Genomic DNA, 19,641 nt, shown 5'->3' on the forward strand with positions numbered 1-19,641 from the left:
TTTCCCCATCAGTTCACTAAATTATTAATACTGTTCGCACCGCTAACCACAGGCGAGAACACAAATGACAAGAACTTGCGTACTTCGGCCATCGGCGCATTCGATACGTACACCACGTCCTTATCTTTCACAGGGAAACGCTGCATCCAAAACATAGAATTCGCATCTGCCAGGTTCAAACGGTAGACCACAGGAATCTCCGCACGATCGCCATAACCCTTTTCAACCCATTTAGATTGTTTCTCGGGAGGCAGCTCGGATAAAGGCGCATAACGGAATACAAATACACCGCGCGCATCTGCACGATAATCCTGCAAACCGCCCATACGTCCCACAGCCTCAGCCAAAGACAAGCCCTTCACAGAGAAACCAATCTGCTGCGTATGACCGACCGCACCCATAGACGTAAACGTGCTTGGATTAGTAATCATTGTGACTACATCACCGCGGCGCAACAAAATATTTTGACGCGGATGCGCTACCAAATCTTCCAAAGCAATCGTTCTGACAACATTGCCGCGTGTTAGCTGTACGTTCGTATCCTGAACATTCGCAGTCGAACCGCCCACCGCAGCCACCGCATCCAACACACGCTCGCCTGCAGCCGTCAAAGGCATACGCACACTATTACCCGCGCGGATAACAGATACATTCGCCGCATTGTTTTGCACCATGCGCACCATTACCTGCGGCTGGTTCGCCATTTTTTTCAGACGGCCTTTAATAATGTTTTGCACCTGAACCGGTGTTTTACCAAGGACAGACACATCGCCGATAAACGGCACAGAAATCGTACCTGAAGAGCTGACCATCTGTTCGGGCAGCTTAGTTTGCTGCGCATTACCCGAACCGGTAGACGACAAAGCTCCGCCGAACAACACAGCCGGAGGAGCTTCCCAAATCGTAATGTCCAGCACATCACCTATATTGATAGCCCCTATTGATGATGTACCATCGCCCAACTGAGCAAATGACTGATTAACTTGCGCTTGATATAGTGACTGAGCCACCGCACCATTCACATCAATCAATTCCACCTCCGGCACTTCGGCCGTAGCCGGCTGTTGCCCCAAAGCAACAACATTTCGCGTACTCGGACCAGAATTAGGAAGAGAAGAGCATGCGGCCAACAGGCTGACACACAACAATAACATGCCCCTGCGGGTAAGACATTCTGCTTTCAACATTGATTAAATCTCACTATACTTTTAATTAAGCACGACCATTATAACACCTGATGAAATATTAGGCCGTCTGAAAACCTGACATAAGTATCAAAAACATCACATTACAGTGAATACCGTCATGAGAAAACTTAAAAAACTGATTCGACAACCAGGTGTATTCTTCCGCGACTATCTCAACAAAAGATACCCTGTCCGCAACGCCGAACAGCGTACAACAGAGTCTGACGAACCGGTCATTATCGACAACACCCTGTATTTAGCCGAACTTGAAAATAGTATCAACCTTCCCCCTATTAAAGTTGATGTCGTTTTCACATGGGTAAATAACCAAGATCCCAAATGGCAGCAACGCCGCCGCCAACATAGCCCTACTGCCGAACAAAACGCACTTCACAATAATGACGAGGCCCGTTTCAGCAACCACAACGAACTTTACTATTCACTTCACAGCGTGCGTACCTTCCTGCCGTGGGTTAACCATATCTACATCATTACCGACAACCAACGCCCCGACTGGCTCAATCCTGCCGACTATCCCAACGTCAGCATAATAGATCACAGTCAAATCATTGACCCGCAATACCTGCCCACCTTCAATTCGCATGTAATCGAAGCACACCTGCACAACATTCCCAATCTAAATGAACACTTCATCTATTTTAACGATGATGTATTTGTTGCCCGACCATTACCGAAGGAACACTTCTTTCACGCCAACGGCATTGCTTCACTATTTATTGCAGACAAAAGCTTAAAACAAATGTCCGAAAGAGGAACCGATACACCCACTCTTTCCGCCTCAAAAAACTGTATCGCACTATTACAACAGCACTACGACTGCCGCATCGACCGTCCGTTAGTACACACCTATATCCCACTACATAAAAGCAGCTTTCAATTTGCTTGGCAGCACTACCGTACTGAGATTGAAGCCTTTTTATCCAACCGTTTCCGTTCTAACCACGATCTCAACCTTGCCACCTTCCTCGTACCTTGGCTGATGTTTTTAAACAGGAAATCTACAGTAGGTAATGAAATATGTTATTATTTTAATATCCGTTCCAACAAAGCGCCTGCCCAATATATCAAGCTCTTGGAAAATAAAAAAAATGGGCGGCAGCCACACTCTTTTTGTGCCAACGATTTTCACAGCCAGCAACAGATCGAAAACTACCAGGACAAACTGATTCAAATGCTGGAAAATTACTTCAAAACCAAATAAAAATAAAAGGTCAAAAAAATGAATAACAAAAAATTTCGGAAGCTCTTACGAGACCCTAAACTCTTTTTCCGCGACATGTACGCCAAACGCGTAATGAAACTCAAAAAATACCTTCCCTTAAAATACGAAGGTAATAATCAATTTACAATCGTTTCAGCTGTTTATAACGTCGAAAAATACCTTGATGAATACTTTGACAGTATCGTCAAACAAAGCTTGAATTTCAAAAAACACATTCAAATCATTCTAGTAGATGATGGGTCAACCGACCATTCGGCAGAAATCATCAAACGATGGCAAGCCAAGTTTCCCCAAAATATCCATTATTTTTACAAAGAAAATGGCGGCCAGGCCTCGGCACGCAATCTGGGTTTGCAACATACACAAACTGAATGGGTAGTATTTACTGACCCTGACGATTATCTTCACCCTGACTACTTCAAATCAGTAGATACGCAAATTAGCCAACATCCGTCGGCAGTAACTGTAGCTACTAATATGAAGTTTTTCTTTGAAAATCAAAATATCATTAAAGATAGTCATCCTCTAAGATTCCGTTTTAACAAAACCCACGTTGTTGATGTTGCTAAGCTCGATAAATTCATCAATATGTCTGCTGCCTCCACCTTTTTCAGAGTCAGCCATATTAAAAAACAGAATTTGGTGTTTGACCACAATGTTAAGCCAAACTTTGAAGATGGCAAATTTATTGCAGACTATTTATTAGATTTGCAGGACGCAAAAGCTGTGTTTGACAGAGATGCCGTCTATTTCTATCGCAAACGTGAAAGTGGCACATCCACTCTAGATACTTCTTGGCAAAAAGTAGAAAAGTTTTCTAATGTTTTTGAGTATGGCTTCTTGCCTATGCTTAAAAACTATAAAAACCGCTTAGGGCATGTACCCTCCTCAATACAAAAAACCGCATTATATGATATGGCTTGGTATATCCAACAATTGCTTAATAGACCTGAACGTCTAGATTTGTTGGATACTAAACAAAAATCACATTTTTATGATCTAATGCAGCAGGTTTTTAATTATATTGATCAAAAAAATATTATGGAATTTGGCTTAGCGGGAGTATGGCTATTCCATAAAGTTGGTATGCTTGGAATGTTCAAACAGAGCGAGCCACCATTCCAAATCGCCTATGTTGAAAATATCGATCGTGAACGCAAACAGTTCCTTATCAGCTATTTTACCTATTTCGACCAGCCATATTCTGTGCAAGCCGATGGGCGTGATCTTATTCCTGTCTATGCAAAAAGCGTGGTCAATAAGCTAAATGAACAATTATTTGTTTACGAAAAACGTTTGTGGATTCCCTATGGTGACGTTGCAGACAACGCCAAAATTAATATCCTACTCAACAAAAAAGCAATGCGAATTTCGATTAAAGGTAAAACCTTTATGCACGGCATTGCATTAAATGAACTTATCGGTTTATTTACGCCGTCTGAAAAATACCTTTCAGACGGCAGCTGGCTCTTAATGGATAGGGAAACTAAAGCTGACGACAACGCCGAGCATTTTTATCGTTATATGATGCAGAACCACCCAGAGCAAACTTGCTATTTCGTACTTAACAGAACTGCCCCAGACTGGAACCGTCTCGAACAGGAGGGCTTCAAACTTGTAGAATTCGGCGGTAGTGAATATGAACAACGTTTGCGTAAAGCTGAAAAAATCATTTCCAGTCATTTGGAAAAACACATCAACAATTATTTTGGGGATTTATACGAACACAGCAAAAAATTTGTCTTTCTCCAGCACGGAGTAACTAAAGACAATCTTTCTGCATGGACAAATAGCAAACAAAACCTACACTGTTTCATTACCACTACTGAGCCAGAAAGCCGCTCGATTAAGGCTGATTTCAATACCTACAAACTGACCGAAAAAGAAGTAGCACTAACTGGATTTCCACGCTACGACTCCTTACTATCAAAAAATAAGCCCGACAGTCGCAAGATCCTGATTATGCCAACTTGGCGCAATAACATTGTCGGTCAAAATATCGGTACAGGTAGCAATACTCGTACGCTCAACAGTGCTTTTATGGAAACTGACTATGCCCGTTACTGGCAGGCTCTGCTTCACGACCAGCGCCTGAAGGAAATGGCAGAAACCTACGGCTACGAAGTAATTTTTGCACCACACCCAAATATCGAGCCCTATTTGGAAGTAATGAATGTCCCTACCTATATAAAAATCTGGAGTGGACTGCGTGAAACTGAAAGTATTCAAAATCTTTTCGGACGTTGCGCCGTATTGATTACCGACTACTCATCAGTAGCATTTGACATGGCCTATCTGAATAAGGCAATTATTTACTATCAATTTGATAAAGAAGCCTTTTTCTCTGGTACACACACCTATCAAAAAGGCTATTTCTCTTACGAAACTGACGGATTTGGCCCTATTACCATCAATCAGCATGAAACGCTGACTGAATTAGAAAACATTTTAAAATCAGGACATGCCAAACCCGAATATCTTGCTCGCATCCGCGATACTTTCCCCTTCCAGGAAGGTGGCAACTGCGAACGTGTGTATCAAGCTATTACTGCTCTTGACCATGCCGAAACCGCTGACAATCTGCCGATTTTAATCAATATGATTGAGCAAGCAGAAAATCATCAGGTATGGGACTTGGCTGCAAACCGTATCCAAACTCTGCTTGATACAGGCCGTCTGAATGCGGAAGAAACAGCTGATTATCGCCATCGTTATCTGAACGCTTTATTTGAGAGCAAACAGTTTGATACTTTGCAAAACCTGTTACCTGATTATCCCGATACCGCAGGTTACTGGCATGCGAAAATGGACTTATATATCGGTAATGCCGTTAAAGGGGCGGAATTTTTTGCTGAAAATGAGCATATAGGAACGCAAAATGATTTACTTGTCGCATTACTTGCAGCCTCGTTTCACCAAGCAAAAAGGCCGTCTGAAAAACTGTTTGCCCGGATAGGTACAGACTTATCCGACTCATATCAACCTTTGTTGACCGTAGCACAAAAGCTATCGGAGCAGAATTATTTTGTAGCATTGGCTTTACTGAAAACGTATATTGATGGCTTGGATGATCGCACAAAAGGCTATCTCAAACCCGAGCTATTGGCTTCTTACCTCTGCATGAAACTTGGTAACTTACAAGGCGCGCATCAGTTTTTGGTTGCTTTTGAAAACCATACTCAGAATGATCCAAGTTGCCGTATCGCTATTGCAAGACTGGCAAAATTACGCGGTGATTCTGAAAAACTATTTACCCAGCTTAACCGTGCCTTTGAAGAAAATCTGCTCTTCATTCCTGAAGATTTAACGGTCGATTATCTGAAAAAAATGTACGCTACCGGCAACACTGACGGCGAAGTATATCTATTGGCTCAACTGCGCCAAAAATATCCTGAGAATCCGTCTTTGGCCTTGTATGAAGCTGAAAAACTTGCCCAAAACCAAGATTGGGAGTCTGTCACCAAAATATTGGCTGATTTTGCACAAACCACACCGGAAACGATGTATCTTTATACAACTGCTTTATGCCGTCTGAAAAACCATCAGGCAGCACAACGTTATTTTGACAGTCTCTCTCTACAAGACACAGCAGCATATTGGAAACTGGCAGCTGAAATAGCCGAAGCGAAAGGTGACAAGGCATTACAGGCTGAGTGTCTGAAAAAACAATTGGCTTGTTTAGAGTAATCTCTGTCTTATCTTAAAAAAGGCCGTCTGAAAACTTTTATGTTTTCAGACGGCCTTTACTATTAGATGCACTAATCGAGTTCTACTGTTGAATTGATATAGGTAACATGGTTCATTTCTGCCAAATCCTTACCTTCATCTATATCTGTGTATAAAACATTATTGCGTTCCCAAAATACATCTTTGCGTATGACTTTAGCCGGCACGCCTGCAATAACACAGTTATTAGGAAAATGTTTTTTCACTACCGAAAATGCACCAACAATACTACCGCTACCAATCTTTGTACCACCCCAAATTGTTGCGCCATAGGCTACCCACACTCTGTCTCCAATGGTAACGTCTTTAGAAATATTTAAACGTTTTCCAGTATGAACATCATAAATCGGGTGTGCATCATCAGTACGGATTTGATTATTAGTGGCAAACATACAATCTTCACCAATGGACAAGGTTGTATGTTCGGCAACAGTAATATAAACCGGATTGGTACTGGTAGTTTTACTGCCGATATTAATCGTACAGCCTACTCCCAAACACCATTGGCCTTGCATAGAAACATTTTCTCCAATATAGACTTTGCTGTCCTTGCCTAAAAATTCCAAAAATACATTACGCAAGTTTGCATTAGGGTGGATAACAACTTCATTCCCACCTCCTCCTAGAAATTGGAAATGACAGTTTCGCAGATTATCAGGTGCAGTAATTTTATTTCCGGAGGTGTCGATATAATTACCTGACATCACCTCTTTTTTGCGGCTGTTAACTACTGGCCGTTCAGAAAAATATTGTTCCGCACGCTCGGCCAATTTGATAAAGACCGCACAGGTTTGGGCAAAATCCAAAGTACTGACATCATAAATGTATACATTATCCCCATCCTGCTTAGATAAGCTGAAGTTTGGAAACATTTCTCCGATATTATCTATCTCACTTTTATTACGATAAAACAGGAAAATCTTCTGCCAATCTAAATTTAAGCTGACAGAAAATGGTGTTTCACGGTCAGATTTGAAATTGCAGTACACATTCTGCTGATAATAAATATCAACAGACGTATTTTTTAATTTGATATTTTTAAGAATTTCTTGCTGAAATTCTTCAGCCGTTTTATCTACCATTACATTCCCCAAACATGATAAATATGGTTCAAATATTAAAAAAATAGACAGTAAATTTTAAACTTACTGTCTATTTACTTCGCATTTAGTTCAGATTAATGTCCGAATCAGTAATATGGATGTCCAACAGCAAATTATTGATAATGGTATTGGACAAGAATACTGTGTTGCCTGAAAAATCTATGTGCTTTTGAATTTTTTCAAAGTCAAACTCACATAATACAACTGTAGGCAATGCTTCTTTCAGCTCTTTAATATCCGGATAAAACTCTGATACTTTAGCCGATGAAATGACCACTTGATTTTCAAGGTTATGATCAATTACATCTGGTAGCTTTTTGAAAGTCTCCAAAATCGGCGTACGGATAGAATGCAGATACAATGGATCTTTGCCACCATAGTATTTATGATTGCCCAAAAATGGGTCGATTGCAAAGGTTTTGTACCCACCAATTAAGCCGTGATATACCGCTCCTGTACCGCCTGATGATGCACCGCAAATGACTACGTTTTTCTTATCTACGCCATAAATATTCATCAGGCTCTTAATGAAACGCTGGATATTGTCTTCGATATTTTCATCAAACTTTGTATTCAACCCGTGACTGCCAAACGCGTCTGATACATCAGCCATACGGATGATGTAAGTATTTGGCATAATGCTGTTGCTGATAAATGGAAATGGGTGGCTATAATAACGGTCAACCATATTCTCATTACTCTTATTGGTATAAGAGAACAACACCAATAGGTTTTTCTTGTTGGCACTCAATACTTTCGGTGCTTCAACAGTATAAATGACATTTTCCAACTCATGGAAAGAGTCTGGGAAATAAGCCAAAAGATCTTTATAACTGTGCTTGTTCACGCGACGGAACACACTTACACCCATTTTGTGTTCAACAGCTAAAAAGCCTCTATTATTTAGCTCATAAACATAATCACTTAGACCATGATTCCGAGCATAGCTTAGGAAAAACTCATTACTGTCGCCTTTAACACCAATGTATTCAACTTCCGGCTTATCCAAGTACTCGGCTAAATTAATGCCCTTATTTTTTTCAACATTCAGGATGTAGCATAATTCGCTGCCAAGATAAATGGAAGTGACTTCTAAAATCTCACTAAATTTATCCTCGATTTTTGCCCAATCGGTTTCAGCAAATTTAAAAGACAATACTGTCTTTTCTTGATTAACCGATTGTGGGTAACTTCCATAAATTTCTGAAATATATTTCAGAAATTTATGGAAGCCGGAAATCTTAGAAATTTTGCTCTTATTACGCTCAATAAAGTTAAAGGTTTGTCCTACTGCCGTATAACTGACGCTGACAAAATAGTCGTTCAACAGAAAATCAAACACTATACTTTGATTGTTATAAATCCAAGCGTTAACCTTTTGAGGATCAATCTTGGCTTTTCGTAAGATGTTTTGCTGAATTTGATATAAATCCATTTTATAAACCCTGCTGATATTTTTCCAACAATGCTTTTTTGTCGGTTTTGTGGTTGGTGCTGACTGGAATTTCATCAATGTGAATAAATTCAGACGGCATCATGTAAGACGGTAAATTTTGTACTAATGCGTCTTTGATCGCCTGAGTATCTGCACTTTGCTTGGCTGTATAGAAACACACCAAACGCAATACTGCGCCTGTGTTGCGTTTCAAAGCCACTACTGCCACATTATCAAAGGCAAATTCCTTAAGGTTAAGGATTTTTTCTTCAATTTCTGAAAGTTCGATACGGTAGCCATTGAGCTTAATCTGCTCGTCTTTACGGCCTTGTACATAGAACAATCCATTTTTTTCAAAACCGTAGTCACCTGTTTTATAAGTACGGTTATCTGCACTGTGTACTACCAAGCGTTTAGCATTTTCAGTTTCGTTGTTCAGATAGCCACGCATCACATGGTTACCGCTAATCCAAATCTCTTCGTCAACAATCTCTAATTTGGAATTAAGCACGGCAACGCCTACAGGCAACTCTTCTTCTGCCGCCAGCATATCAGGTGTAATATCAACGTAAGTTGTTGCTACAGTAGCTTCAGTCGGACCATAGGTATTGATAACACGGACACCGGGAAATTTTTGAAAAATCATATTTACTACTGGTTTGCCAAGTTTTTCGCCGCAGAACAAAAATTCTTTCAAACTCGGTAAAGTAGCTTGACTACATTTAGGGTTAAGCAGCTGCTGCATGGCAAAAGAAGGCGTGGAAACCCAGGTAGTAATTTGTTGTTTGGCCAAAAAATCAATCCAGGTGGCAGGATTAGAAATAGCATCACGACTGTTCATGACAATGCAACCGCCGTAAGCCAAGTTGCCAAAGATTTCGTACATTGACAAATCAAACGCAAACGGAGCCTGATTCATGAATACATTAGGTGCGGCTAAATTAAGCTGCTCTTTCATCCATTTCATCAGGTTAAACACGGCTTCACGACCGATTTGCACACCCTTAGGTGCGCCGGTTGTTCCTGAAGTAAACATGATGTAAGCCAAATCTTTTTCAGCCAGCTCTACTTCTTCGTCAGTCTGCTTTTCAAAAGTTTGCGTTGCCGAACGGTATACAAAGCGTGCTTTCGACAGTTGGCAGATATTGTTCAGACGGCTTTCAGGATAAATACTATCCACCGGAATAAAAGGGATTTTGTTTAATAAGCAGGCATAAATTGCCACTGCAAAATCAATTTCTTTATGGCCGTGCAACACCAGAGGAATGTTTTTGGTAATATCTGCTATGCTTTTGTAAGCCTCGATAAATGCGGCTATTTTTACGCGCAACTCTTCCCAAGAACATTCTTGAGTATCATTAACTAACGCTTTTCCCGAAGTTTGGCTGAAACGGTATTCCAAAAAATCATCAAGATTTTGGAATTCATTTAATTGTTTCATGATTTAGCCTTTGTAATTATTTTCAACATATTGAATGATATTGGCTGAGTTTGCCAAAATATCAACCAGTTGCTCAAACGGCAAATCAACATCAAATTTTTGTTTGATGGCCATAACCAAATCCATTGCGCTCACAGAATCAATAAGTCCTGTAGACAACAATTCTTCATTTGCTGACACTTGTTTTTGTGCAACTTGTGAAATCAACGCCAAAACTTCGTTAGATACTGACATGGTAAGATCCTTTTATTAAAATTGAAATGATAACGCTTTGCACTCTGTGCATAACACTGTGATTATCCCATATTTTTTTACTTTTCAGGTAACTAAATATACAATATCCAAATAAAGCAATCCCTCTTTGACAACACTTACACCAGGCCATCTGAAAGCGTGTTTGTATTTTCAGCCAACCGATTTCACGACTTCCAAACACAATTTTAATTAAGGAAAACCAATGACTATTCTTATCACCGGCGGTACCGGTTTTATCGGTTCTCATACCGTTGTTTCCCTGTTGAAATCAGGCTTTAATGCCGTGATTTTGGACAATTTGTGCAATTCGTCTGCCAACATCCTCCCGCGCTTGGAAAAGATTACCGGCAAGTCTGTGCCTTTTTACCAAGGGGATATCCGTAATCGTGAAGTGTTGCGTCAAATCTTTGCGGAACACGATATTGATGCTGTCATCCATTTTGCCGGCTTGAAGGCAGTCGGTGAAAGCGTGGCCAAACCAATGAAATACTATGACAACAATGTGTCGGGCAGTTTGGTTTTGGCTGAAGAAATGGCGCGTGCCGGCGTATTTAAGATTGCGTTCAGCTCATCTGCTACGGTTTACGGCGATCCGGGTAAAGTACCTTATACGGAAGATATGCAACCGGGGGATACGACCAGCCCTTACGGCACGTCTAAGTCTATGGTGGAGCGCATTTTGACGGATATCCAAAAGGCCGATCCGCGTTGGAGCGTGATTTTGTTGCGCTATTTCAACCCTATCGGTGCGCATGAAAGCGGTTTGATCGGCGAGCAGCCAAACGGTATCCCAAACAATCTGCTGCCTTATATCTGCCAAGTGGCTTCAGGCAAGCTGCCGCAATTGTCGGTTTTCGGCGATGACTATCCTACCCCAGACGGTACGGGTATGCGCGACTATATCCATGTGATGGATTTGGCGGAAGGCCATGTGGCGGCAATGCAGGCGAAAAGCGATGTTTCGGGTGTACACCTGTTTAATTTGGGTTCGGGACGTGCTTATTCGGTATTGGAAATCATCCGTGCCTTTGAGGCAGCCTCCGGTTTGACCATTCCGTTCCAAATCAAACCGCGTCGTGATGGCGATTTGGCCTGTTTCTACGCCGATCCCGCCTACACCAAAGCGCAGACCGGTTGGGAAACCAAACGCGATTTGGCGCAGATGATGGAAGACTCATGGCGTTGGGTCAGCAACAATCCAAATGGCTACGACGATTAAGTTGACCTGATACAGGCCGTCTGAAAGAGATGTTTTCAGACGGCCTCTTTATCTGAAAAACACACTTTCTGTCTGCTATAATCCGTTTATATTATTTTGACTATCCTCTGAAACTTATGAAAAAAATCCTTGTTACCGGCGGCGCGGGCTTTATCGGTTCTGCCGTTGTCCGTCATATTATCCAAAACACCCAAGACTCTGTCGTCAATGTCGATAAGCTGACTTATGCCGGCAATTTGGAATCTTTGACTGAGGTAGCCAATAATCCTCGCTATGCTTTTGAACAAGTGGATATTTGCGACCGCGCCGAACTCGACCGCGTATTCGCACAACACCAGCCTGATGCCGTGATGCACTTGGCTGCGGAAAGCCATGTCGACCGCTCTATCGATTCGGCAGGCGAATTTATCCAAACCAATATCGTCGGTACATTCAATCTGCTTGAAGCAGCCCGCGCCTACTGGCAACAAATGCCGTCTGAAAAGCGCGAAGCCTTCCGTTTTCACCATATTTCTACCGATGAAGTCTATGGCGATTTGCACGGCACAGACGATTTGTTTACCGAGACCACGCCATACGCGCCGTCCAGCCCCTACTCTGCTTCTAAAGCGTCCAGCGACCACCTCGTCCGTGCATGGCTGCGTACTTACGGTTTGCCGACCATCGTAACCAACTGTTCCAACAACTACGGCCCTTACCATTTTCCGGAAAAACTCATTCCTTTGATGATTCTGAACGCGCTTGACGGCAAACCGCTGCCCGTTTACGGCGACGGTATGCAAATCCGCGACTGGCTGTTTGTCGAAGACCACGCGCGCGCGCTGTATCAGGTTGTTACCGAAGGTGTTGTCGGCGAGACCTACAATATCGGCGGCCACAATGAAAAAGCCAATATTGAAGTCGTCAAAACCATCTGTACCCTGCTGGAAGAGCTTGTTCCTGAAAAACCGGCCGGCGTGGCACGTTATGAAGATTTGATTACTTTCGTACAAGACCGTCCCGGCCATGACGTACGCTATGCCATCGACGCTGCCAAAATCGGCAGGGAGCTGGGCTGGAAACCTCAAGAAACATTCGAATCCGGCATCCGCAAAACAGTGCAATGGTATTTGGACAACAAAACCTGGTGGCAAAACGTATTGAACGGCAGCTACCGTTTAGAGCGTTTAGGCACCGGAAAATAAGTTTTCAGACGGCCTGTTCCCATATTAGGCCGTCTGAAAATCACGCAAACACACACTACTCAGGAGAAAACCCATGAAAGGCATTATCCTTGCCGGCGGCAGCGGCACTCGCCTCTACCCCATCACGCGCGGGGTATCCAAACAGCTGCTGCCCGTGTACGACAAGCCCATGATTTACTATCCCCTGTCCGTATTGATGCTGACAGGAATCCGCGATATTTTGGTCATTACCACGCCTGAAGACAACGCCTCTTTCAAACGCCTGCTCGGCGACGGCAGCGATTTCGGCATTTCCATCAGTTATGCCGTGCAACCCAGTCCGGACGGCTTGGCACAGGCATTTATCATCGGCGAAGAATTTATCGGCAACGACAATGTTTGCTTGGTTTTGGGCGATAATATTTTCTACGGCCAATCATTTACGCAAACATTGAAACAGGCCGCCGCCAAGACCCACGGCGCAACCGTATTCGGCTATCAAGTCAAAGACCCCGAGCGTTTCGGCGTGGTTGAATTTGACGAAAACTTCAACGCCCTGTCTATCGAAGAGAAACCGCAACAGCCCAAATCCGATTGGGCGGTAACCGGCTTGTACTTCTACGACCAACGCGTCGTCGAGTTCGCCAAACAAATCAAACCGTCCGCCCGCGGCGAATTGGAAATTTCCGACCTCAACCAAATGTATTTGGAAGACGGTTCATTGTCGGTTCAACTTTTAGGACGCGGTTTCGCATGGTTGGACACCGGCACCCACGAGAGCCTGCACGAAGCCGCTTCATTCGTCCAAACCGTACAAAACATCCAAGACCTGCAAATCGCCTGCCTGGAAGAAATTGCTTGGCGCAACGGTTGGCTTTCCGATGAAAAACTGGAAGAGCTGGCGCGCCCGATGGCGAAAAACCAATACGGCCAATATTTGCTGCGCCTGTTGAAAAAATAATGTTTGAGGCCGTCTGAAACTTTTCAGACGGCCTTTAGATGAAAGATAAAACAATGAACATCATTGATACCGCCATTCCTGACGTAAAACTGCTTGAGCCGCAAGTCTTCGGCGATGCGCGCGGCTTTTTTATGGAAACTTTCCGCGACGAGTGGTTCAAGACCCAAGTCTGCGACCGCACCTTCGTGCAGGAAAACCACTCCAAATCCAGCAAAGGCGTATTGCGCGGCCTGCACTATCAAACTGAAAACACACAAGGCAAACTCGTGCGCGTGGTTGTCGGCGAAGTATTCGACGTGGCCGTCGATATGCGTAAAGACTCCCCTACTTTCGGCAAATGGGTAGGCGAGATCTTGTCTGCAGAAAACAAACGCCAACTGTGGGTACCCGAAGGTTTCGCTCACGGCTTCTATGTACTGAGCGATGAAGCCGAGTTCGTCTATAAATGCACAGACTATTACAACCCCAAAGCCGAACACTCGCTGATTTGGAATGATCCGACCGTCGGTATCGACTGGCCGTTGCAAGGTGAGCCGAACCTGTCGCCTAAAGACTTGGCAGGCAAAGTATTGACCGAAGCAGTCACGTTTTAAAAAGTTTTAAAAATAATTCAGGCCGTCTGAAAGAATGTTCCTCTTTTCAGACGGCCTACAATCCATTAATAACAATAATCGACGAAAACGCATTGTGAAAAACGCCTACATTCCCTCTCGCGGCATCCGCAAAATCCCCCATCTCTCCACCCTATTGCCTGAGTTTCATATCTGCAAAGACGGAAAAGGTGCAGAGACTGTTGTCGGCTGGGGTTTGCGCCCGACGACACACAAAGCACGTGCTTTTGCCGCCGAACACCAGCTTCCCTTTATTGCGTTGGAAGACGGTTTTTTACGCTCGCTCGGACTGGGTGTCGCCGGTTATCCGCCCTATTCCATCGTCTATGACGACATCGGCATCTACTACGACACCACACGTCCTTCGCGTTTGGAACAACTGATTCTCGCCGCCGATACCATGCCGTCTGAAACCTTGGCTCAGGCGCAACAGGCGATGGATTTCATCCTGCAACACCACCTGTCCAAATACAATCACGCGCCCGAGCTTTCAGACGATCATCCTTTACACTCCCCATCCAAACCCGAAACCATCCTCATCATCGACCAAACCTTCGGCGATATGGCCATCCAATATGGCGGCGCAGACGCCTCTACGTTTGAACTGATGTTTCAGACGGCCTTGAATGAAAACCCGCAAGCCGATATCTGGGTAAAAACCCATCCCGATGTTTTGTGCGGCAAAAAACAAGGCTATCTGACCCAACTGGCGCAGCAACACCGCGCCCATCTTTTGGCAGAAGACATCAATCCGATTTCTTTGTTGCAAAACGTCGATAAAGTTTATTGCGTTACCTCGCAAATGGGTTTTGAGGCGCTTTTGTGCGGCAAACCACTGACCACCTTCGGCCTGCCGTGGTATGCCGGCTGGGGCGTAAGCGACGACCGCCACCCACAAATCGGCAGCCTTGTTCAAACCCAACGCCGCGCCCGCCGCAACTTGCTGCAACTCTTCGCAGCAGCCTATCTGCAATACAGCCGCTACCTCAACCCCAATACCGGCGAAGCAGGCAGCCTCTTTGATGTTATCGACTATCTGGCAACGGTCAAACGCAAAAACGACAAATTGCGTGGAGAGTTGTATTGCGTCGGCATGTCTTTGTGGAAACGCGCGGTTGCCAAACCGTTCTTTAACGTACCCTCATGCCGTCTGAAATTTATCTCCTCCACCCAAAAACTGGCAGGGGTCAAACTGTCCGACGATGCACGCATCCTAGCTTGGGGCAACGGCAAAGAGGCCATCGTCCGTTTTGCCGAACAACATAATATCCCCCTGCTGCGCATGGAAGACGGCTTTATCCGCTCGGTCGGACTCGGTTCTAATTTAGTGCCACCGCTGTCGCTCGTTACCGACGATATGGGCATTTATTTCAATGCCGAAACCCCGTCACGTCTTGAACACATCCTCCAAAACCAAAACTTCGACGACCAGGACTTTCAGACGGCCTTGAAGCTGCAAAAAATGCTGACCGAAAACCACATCAGTAAATACAACGTCGGCAGCTCAGACTTCACGGTCCCGTCAACCAACAAAACCGTAATCCTCGTTCCCGGCCAGGTTGAAGATGATGCGTCTATCCGCTACGGTTCGCCCCAAATCTATCGCAATCTGGATCTGCTCCGTACCGTACGCGAACGCAATCCCGATGCCTATATCATCTACAAACCGCATCCAGATGTAGTCAGCGGTAACCGCATCGGCCATATTTCCCCTGAAGATACGGCACGATATGCCGACCAAACCGTCGAACAAGCCGATATCCTGACCTGTCTCCAATACGCAGACGAAATACATACCATGACTTCGCTGACTGGTTTTGAATCCTTGTTGCGCGGCAAAAAAGTCAGCTGCTACGGTCTGCCTTTTTACGCAGGTTGGGGACTTACCCAAGATCTGCTCCCCATTCCGCGCCGCAGCCGCAGGCTTGAGCTTTGGCAGCTGATTGCCGGCACGCTCATCCACTACCCCGACTATATCCATCCCGAAACCCATCAGGCCATTAATGCGGAAACCGCTGCCCAAATCCTGATACGACAAAAAAATATGCAAAAAAACAACAACGGATTACATCGCGGGTACTTTGCTAAAAAATTAGGTAAAATCAAACAACTATATCGATCTTTCAAATAAACACCATCAAAGTTAACAATGCGTCATAAACCAGCTTCAATTGCGGCATCATTGCCTTTGCATCGTTAATACGCTTGGCGTATGCTTGAAAGTTCAACTCAAAACTATTACATAAAAAACAAAACCACATTGCGACATGAAACAGACCGTCCTCAAAAACAACCTGCAAAACCTGCTTGAAAGCGCAGAAAATATCCTGCTGCTTCAAAGTCCTGTCGGCGATTTTTTTCTGCGCCTTGCCAATTGGCTGACTGAAAACGGCAAAACCGTACATAAATTCAACTTTAATGCAGGCGACGACTATTTTTATCCGCCCACTCAAGCTCATACCGTTGTTTTTAACGACAACTACGATGCCTTTCCTGAATTTTTGCAAGAATACATCGTTCAACATCACATCCAGGCGGTTGTCTGCTTTGGCGACACACGCCCTTATCACGTCATTGCAAAACGCATTGCAAACGAAAACCAAGTCGGTTTCTGGGCGTTTGAAGAAGGTTATTTCCGCCCCTACTACATCACCTTAGAAAAAGACGGCGTCAACGCATTTTCCCCGTTACCGCGCCGTGCCGACTTTTTTTTGGAACAATTCCCCAAGCTGGCACAGCAAGAATACAAAGCGCCGACGCCGGTACGCGGCGGGTTTATGCCCATGGCCAAAAACGCCGTCCGTTACTATATCGAATTGTTCCGCAACCCGAACAAGTACCCGAACTACATCCACCACCGCGCATCCAATGCCGGCCATTACCTCAAACTGTGGTCGATCTCCATCCTCAAGCGTTTGAACTACTATATTGAAGACATCCAAATCGCCAAACGCGTGGAGGCGGGCAAATACGGCAAATTTTTTATTGTTCCCTTGCAGGTATTCAACGACAGCCAAGTCCGCATCCATTGTGACTTTTCCAGCGTCCGCAGCTTCCTGCTCCATATTTTGGCCTCCTTTGCCGCGCACGCGCCTGCCGATACCAACCTCATCATCAAGCATCATCCGATGGACCGCGGCTTTATCGACTACTCGCGCGACATCAAACGCTTTATCAAAAAACACCCCAAACTCAAAGGCCGTATCACTTACGTCCATGATGTCCCCCTGCCCGTTTTCCTGCGCCACGGCCTCGGCATGGTTACCATCAACAGCACCAGCGGCCTGTCCGGCCTGATTCACAATATGCCAGTTAAGGTTCTCGGCCGTGCCTATTATGATATTCCCGGCATAACCGACCAAAATACCTTGGCAGAATTTTGGAATCATCCGACACCGCCTGACAGCGACCTGTTCCATGCCTACCGTATGTACCACCTCAACGTGACCCAAATTAACGGCAACTTCTACAGTCAGGTGTTTTTCCCCAACAAAGACACATCCGACTCTTCCATACCGACAACCTGACTTAGCGAAGGAAAGTTCAGGCCGTCTGAAAATATTTCAGACGGCCTGAAGCAATCAATACCTTGGCTACTTCCATGTAAATCAAACACAAAAACCTGCATTTATCATTAACAATAAATTACAAAGACAGTATAATGACCGAGCTGTCATGAGCGCATACCGACTCAAGCTGAGCCTTTTGTAACACACAAAATATGGATGCCCCTAGGCAAAACAATATAACAAGCTAAGCATCCTAAAGATAAGCCAGCAAAACTATGCCGAGCAATATTTTTACAAAGCCCTCAACCGGTATCGCCGCCCATATGCCACAGCATCCGTCTTCCACTTTATATCCGCCCGCAAACCATGACCGCCGCTCCTGATATCCTCTACCGGCAAGCCGCCGCCCTTTTGGAACAATCCCATACCGCCCAAGCCCTGCCCCTGTTGCAACAGGCGGCAGAGCAGGGTTATGCGGAAGCTGCTTTCGCATTGGGCAACCATCTGCTGCAAAACGGCCAATTGGAGCAGGCACTTTCATGGTTGGAAGCCGCCGCTGCCCAACGCCACCCCATGGCACTCTTCACCCTGCTGCAACAACGCGAATACAACGGCACCCCGACCGGACAGCTTCTTAACGAATACGCCTGGCTGGGTGAGCAAGGTCACCTCGAAGCCCAATTAATCCTCATGCGTTACCACGCACAGCGCAATGATCCACAATCCCTCTACTGGGCGGAGCTTGCCGCTGCCCGATATGCTGCGCCTGCGTATTACCATCTGGCACGCCATCATCAACGCCAAGGCGACGTTGAAACAGCCATCGAACAATACGAAAAAGCGGCCACGCTCGGTGTGACTGCTGCCTGCTGGCAACTCGGTCAAATCTACTTCTACGGCACAGGCGTCAGCCACAACCACGCACAAGCCGAACAATATCTCGAACAAGCCGCGCAAGCCGGCCACATCGCCGCACAAACCCTGCTGGCCGACCTTCTTGCCGCCCAACGCAAACCCGAAGCCTTAGAATGGTATCGTCGTGCCGCCGATAAGGAACAAGCGGAAGCACAGGCCAAGCTGGCCCAATACGCCCTGACCGGCGAACTTTCCGAACGAGACCCGTTCCAAGCGGCACGCTACGCCAAAGCCGCTGCCGAAAAAAACCATCCCGAAGCCCTGAAAATCATGGGCGACCTCTACCGCTACGGCCTCGGCATCAAAGCCGACAACCATATCGCGCACGATTACTACCACCGTGCCGCCACGTTAGGTTCTGCCTCCGCGGCACAAAAACTCATCAGCGACGCCGCACTGTACCATCCGCAACAATACGAACAAATCAAAACAGCCGCCCTGCAACAGCAACAAATCGGAACCATCTACCGTTTGGCGGAAGCACAAGCCCACGCCATCGGTCGCTACGCAGACTACAATGCCGCGCGCAAGAATTACATGGAAGCAGCCGAATTCCACCATAAAAACGCGGCGGCAGCCTTAGGCCGCATCTACCATTACGGCCTCGGTACGGCGCAAGACCCTCGGGCGGCCGCCCACTGGTACGCAATCGCAGCCGAACAAAACCACCCTTCCGCCCAATACCACCTCGCCTGTTTTTACTATCACGGGCAAGGTGTCGGCTGTCATGTTCCGACCGCCTGCTACTGGCTGCAGGCCGCCATCAGCAACGGCCACACTTCGGCCGAATCATTAACATCCCTATTAGAACAATGGCGCCGCGAAGTGCACCATGCCATCGGTCAAAAGGCCGTCTGAAAATATTTACACTCG

Annotated in this window: 14 protein-coding genes; 9 read left to right on the forward strand and 5 right to left on the reverse strand. The window is 45.4% G+C overall.

All coding sequences use genetic code 11. The annotated features are described in order from the left end of the window. Positions 1-8: 8 nt before the first annotated feature. Positions 9-1,187, reverse strand: a complete 1,179-nt coding sequence (locus ACTHTG_RS05095; RefSeq protein ID WP_070837136.1) for a polysaccharide biosynthesis/export family protein — start codon at positions 1,185-1,187, stop codon at positions 9-11. Positions 1,188-1,305: 118 nt separating this feature from the next. On the opposite strand from ACTHTG_RS05095, the gene ACTHTG_RS05100 reads away from it, so the two are divergent. Together ACTHTG_RS05100 and ACTHTG_RS05105 are read left to right on the forward strand one after the other, a co-directional pair. Then, positions 1,306-2,409 carry a stealth family protein gene (locus ACTHTG_RS05100; protein WP_107696785.1) on the forward strand — a complete coding sequence of 368 codons (1,104 nt, stop codon included), beginning with the start codon at positions 1,306-1,308 and terminating at the stop codon, positions 2,407-2,409. An 18-nt stretch (positions 2,410-2,427) separates the two neighbouring features. Further along, the gene (locus ACTHTG_RS05105; RefSeq protein WP_440360555.1) at positions 2,428-6,117 is read left to right on the forward strand and encodes a CDP-glycerol glycerophosphotransferase family protein; all 3,690 of its coding nucleotides are present in this window, start codon (positions 2,428-2,430) and stop codon (positions 6,115-6,117) included. A gap of 71 nt (positions 6,118-6,188) precedes the next feature. Here the strand turns inward: ACTHTG_RS05105 and ACTHTG_RS05110 are convergent, their stop codons facing one another. From ACTHTG_RS05110 to ACTHTG_RS05125, 4 genes are all read right to left on the reverse strand, one after another. After that, entirely contained in the window at positions 6,189-7,238 is a 1,050-nt protein-coding gene (locus tag ACTHTG_RS05110) for an acyltransferase (protein WP_049335787.1), read from the reverse strand. An 85-nt stretch (positions 7,239-7,323) separates the two neighbouring features. Next, positions 7,324-8,694 (reverse strand): XcbB/CpsF family capsular polysaccharide biosynthesis protein, encoded by a 1,371-nt coding sequence (locus ACTHTG_RS05115; protein WP_004519077.1) that lies wholly within the window; start codon positions 8,692-8,694, stop codon positions 7,324-7,326. A 1-nt stretch (position 8,695) separates the two neighbouring features. Beyond that, positions 8,696-10,135 (reverse strand): AMP-binding protein, encoded by a 1,440-nt coding sequence (locus tag ACTHTG_RS05120; RefSeq protein WP_004519078.1) that lies wholly within the window; start codon positions 10,133-10,135, stop codon positions 8,696-8,698. A 3-nt stretch (positions 10,136-10,138) separates the two neighbouring features. Next, entirely contained in the window at positions 10,139-10,369 is a 231-nt protein-coding gene (locus tag ACTHTG_RS05125) for an acyl carrier protein (RefSeq protein ID WP_003747973.1), read from the reverse strand. Between the two features lie 223 nt (positions 10,370-10,592). Here ACTHTG_RS05125 and galE point away from each other — a divergent pair, with 223 nt between their 5' ends. From galE to ACTHTG_RS05160, 7 genes are all read left to right on the forward strand, one after another. Then, entirely contained in the window at positions 10,593-11,609 is a 1,017-nt protein-coding gene (gene galE / locus ACTHTG_RS05130; protein ID WP_004519079.1) for a UDP-glucose 4-epimerase GalE, read from the forward strand. Between the two features lie 116 nt (positions 11,610-11,725). Continuing rightward, complete coding sequence (gene rffG / locus ACTHTG_RS05135; protein ID WP_049335785.1) at positions 11,726-12,793, forward strand: dTDP-glucose 4,6-dehydratase; 1,068 nt, start codon at positions 11,726-11,728, stop codon at positions 12,791-12,793. Positions 12,794-12,866: 73 nt separating this feature from the next. After that, positions 12,867-13,733 (forward strand): glucose-1-phosphate thymidylyltransferase RfbA, encoded by an 867-nt coding sequence (gene rfbA, locus ACTHTG_RS05140; RefSeq protein ID WP_004519082.1) that lies wholly within the window; start codon positions 12,867-12,869, stop codon positions 13,731-13,733. Between the two features lie 53 nt (positions 13,734-13,786). Further along, positions 13,787-14,326, forward strand: a complete 540-nt coding sequence (rfbC, locus tag ACTHTG_RS05145) for a dTDP-4-dehydrorhamnose 3,5-epimerase (RefSeq protein WP_039861926.1) — start codon at positions 13,787-13,789, stop codon at positions 14,324-14,326. 34 nt (positions 14,327-14,360) lie between these two features. After that, positions 14,361-16,475, forward strand: a complete 2,115-nt coding sequence (locus tag ACTHTG_RS05150) for a capsular polysaccharide biosynthesis protein (RefSeq protein WP_004519084.1) — start codon at positions 14,361-14,363, stop codon at positions 16,473-16,475. A 136-nt stretch (positions 16,476-16,611) separates the two neighbouring features. Further along, a complete protein-coding gene (locus tag ACTHTG_RS05155) occupies positions 16,612-17,871 on the forward strand; it encodes a capsule biosynthesis protein (protein ID WP_049335783.1) in 1,260 nt (419 codons plus the stop codon). A gap of 348 nt (positions 17,872-18,219) precedes the next feature. Then, on the forward strand, positions 18,220-19,626 hold the full coding sequence (locus tag ACTHTG_RS05160; RefSeq protein ID WP_004519087.1) for an SEL1-like repeat protein: 1,407 nt from the start codon (positions 18,220-18,222) through the stop codon (positions 19,624-19,626). Positions 19,627-19,641 lie beyond the last annotated feature (15 nt).

It is taken from the genome of Neisseria sp. P0017.S009, assembly GCF_051957375.1.
Lineage (GTDB): Bacteria > Pseudomonadota > Gammaproteobacteria > Burkholderiales > Neisseriaceae > Neisseria > Neisseria perflava.

Coding starts and splice junctions, on each gene's coding strand:
- ACTHTG_RS05095 (WP_070837136.1), bottom strand. CDS start 1,187: ATGTTGAAAGCAGAATGTCTTACCCGCAGGGGCATGTTATTGTTGTGT.
- ACTHTG_RS05100 (WP_107696785.1), top strand. CDS start 1,306: ATGAGAAAACTTAAAAAACTGATTCGACAACCAGGTGTATTCTTCCGC.
- ACTHTG_RS05105 (WP_440360555.1), top strand. CDS start 2,428: ATGAATAACAAAAAATTTCGGAAGCTCTTACGAGACCCTAAACTCTTT.
- ACTHTG_RS05110 (WP_049335787.1), bottom strand. CDS start 7,238: ATGGTAGATAAAACGGCTGAAGAATTTCAGCAAGAAATTCTTAAAAAT.
- ACTHTG_RS05115 (WP_004519077.1), bottom strand. CDS start 8,694: ATGGATTTATATCAAATTCAGCAAAACATCTTACGAAAAGCCAAGATT.
- ACTHTG_RS05120 (WP_004519078.1), bottom strand. CDS start 10,135: ATGAAACAATTAAATGAATTCCAAAATCTTGATGATTTTTTGGAATAC.
- ACTHTG_RS05125 (WP_003747973.1), bottom strand. CDS start 10,369: ATGTCAGTATCTAACGAAGTTTTGGCGTTGATTTCACAAGTTGCACAA.
- galE (WP_004519079.1), top strand. CDS start 10,593: ATGACTATTCTTATCACCGGCGGTACCGGTTTTATCGGTTCTCATACC.
- rffG (WP_049335785.1), top strand. CDS start 11,726: ATGAAAAAAATCCTTGTTACCGGCGGCGCGGGCTTTATCGGTTCTGCC.
- rfbA (WP_004519082.1), top strand. CDS start 12,867: ATGAAAGGCATTATCCTTGCCGGCGGCAGCGGCACTCGCCTCTACCCC.
- rfbC (WP_039861926.1), top strand. CDS start 13,787: ATGAACATCATTGATACCGCCATTCCTGACGTAAAACTGCTTGAGCCG.
- ACTHTG_RS05150 (WP_004519084.1), top strand. CDS start 14,361: ATGTTCCTCTTTTCAGACGGCCTACAATCCATTAATAACAATAATCGA.
- ACTHTG_RS05155 (WP_049335783.1), top strand. CDS start 16,612: ATGAAACAGACCGTCCTCAAAAACAACCTGCAAAACCTGCTTGAAAGC.
- ACTHTG_RS05160 (WP_004519087.1), top strand. CDS start 18,220: ATGACCGCCGCTCCTGATATCCTCTACCGGCAAGCCGCCGCCCTTTTG.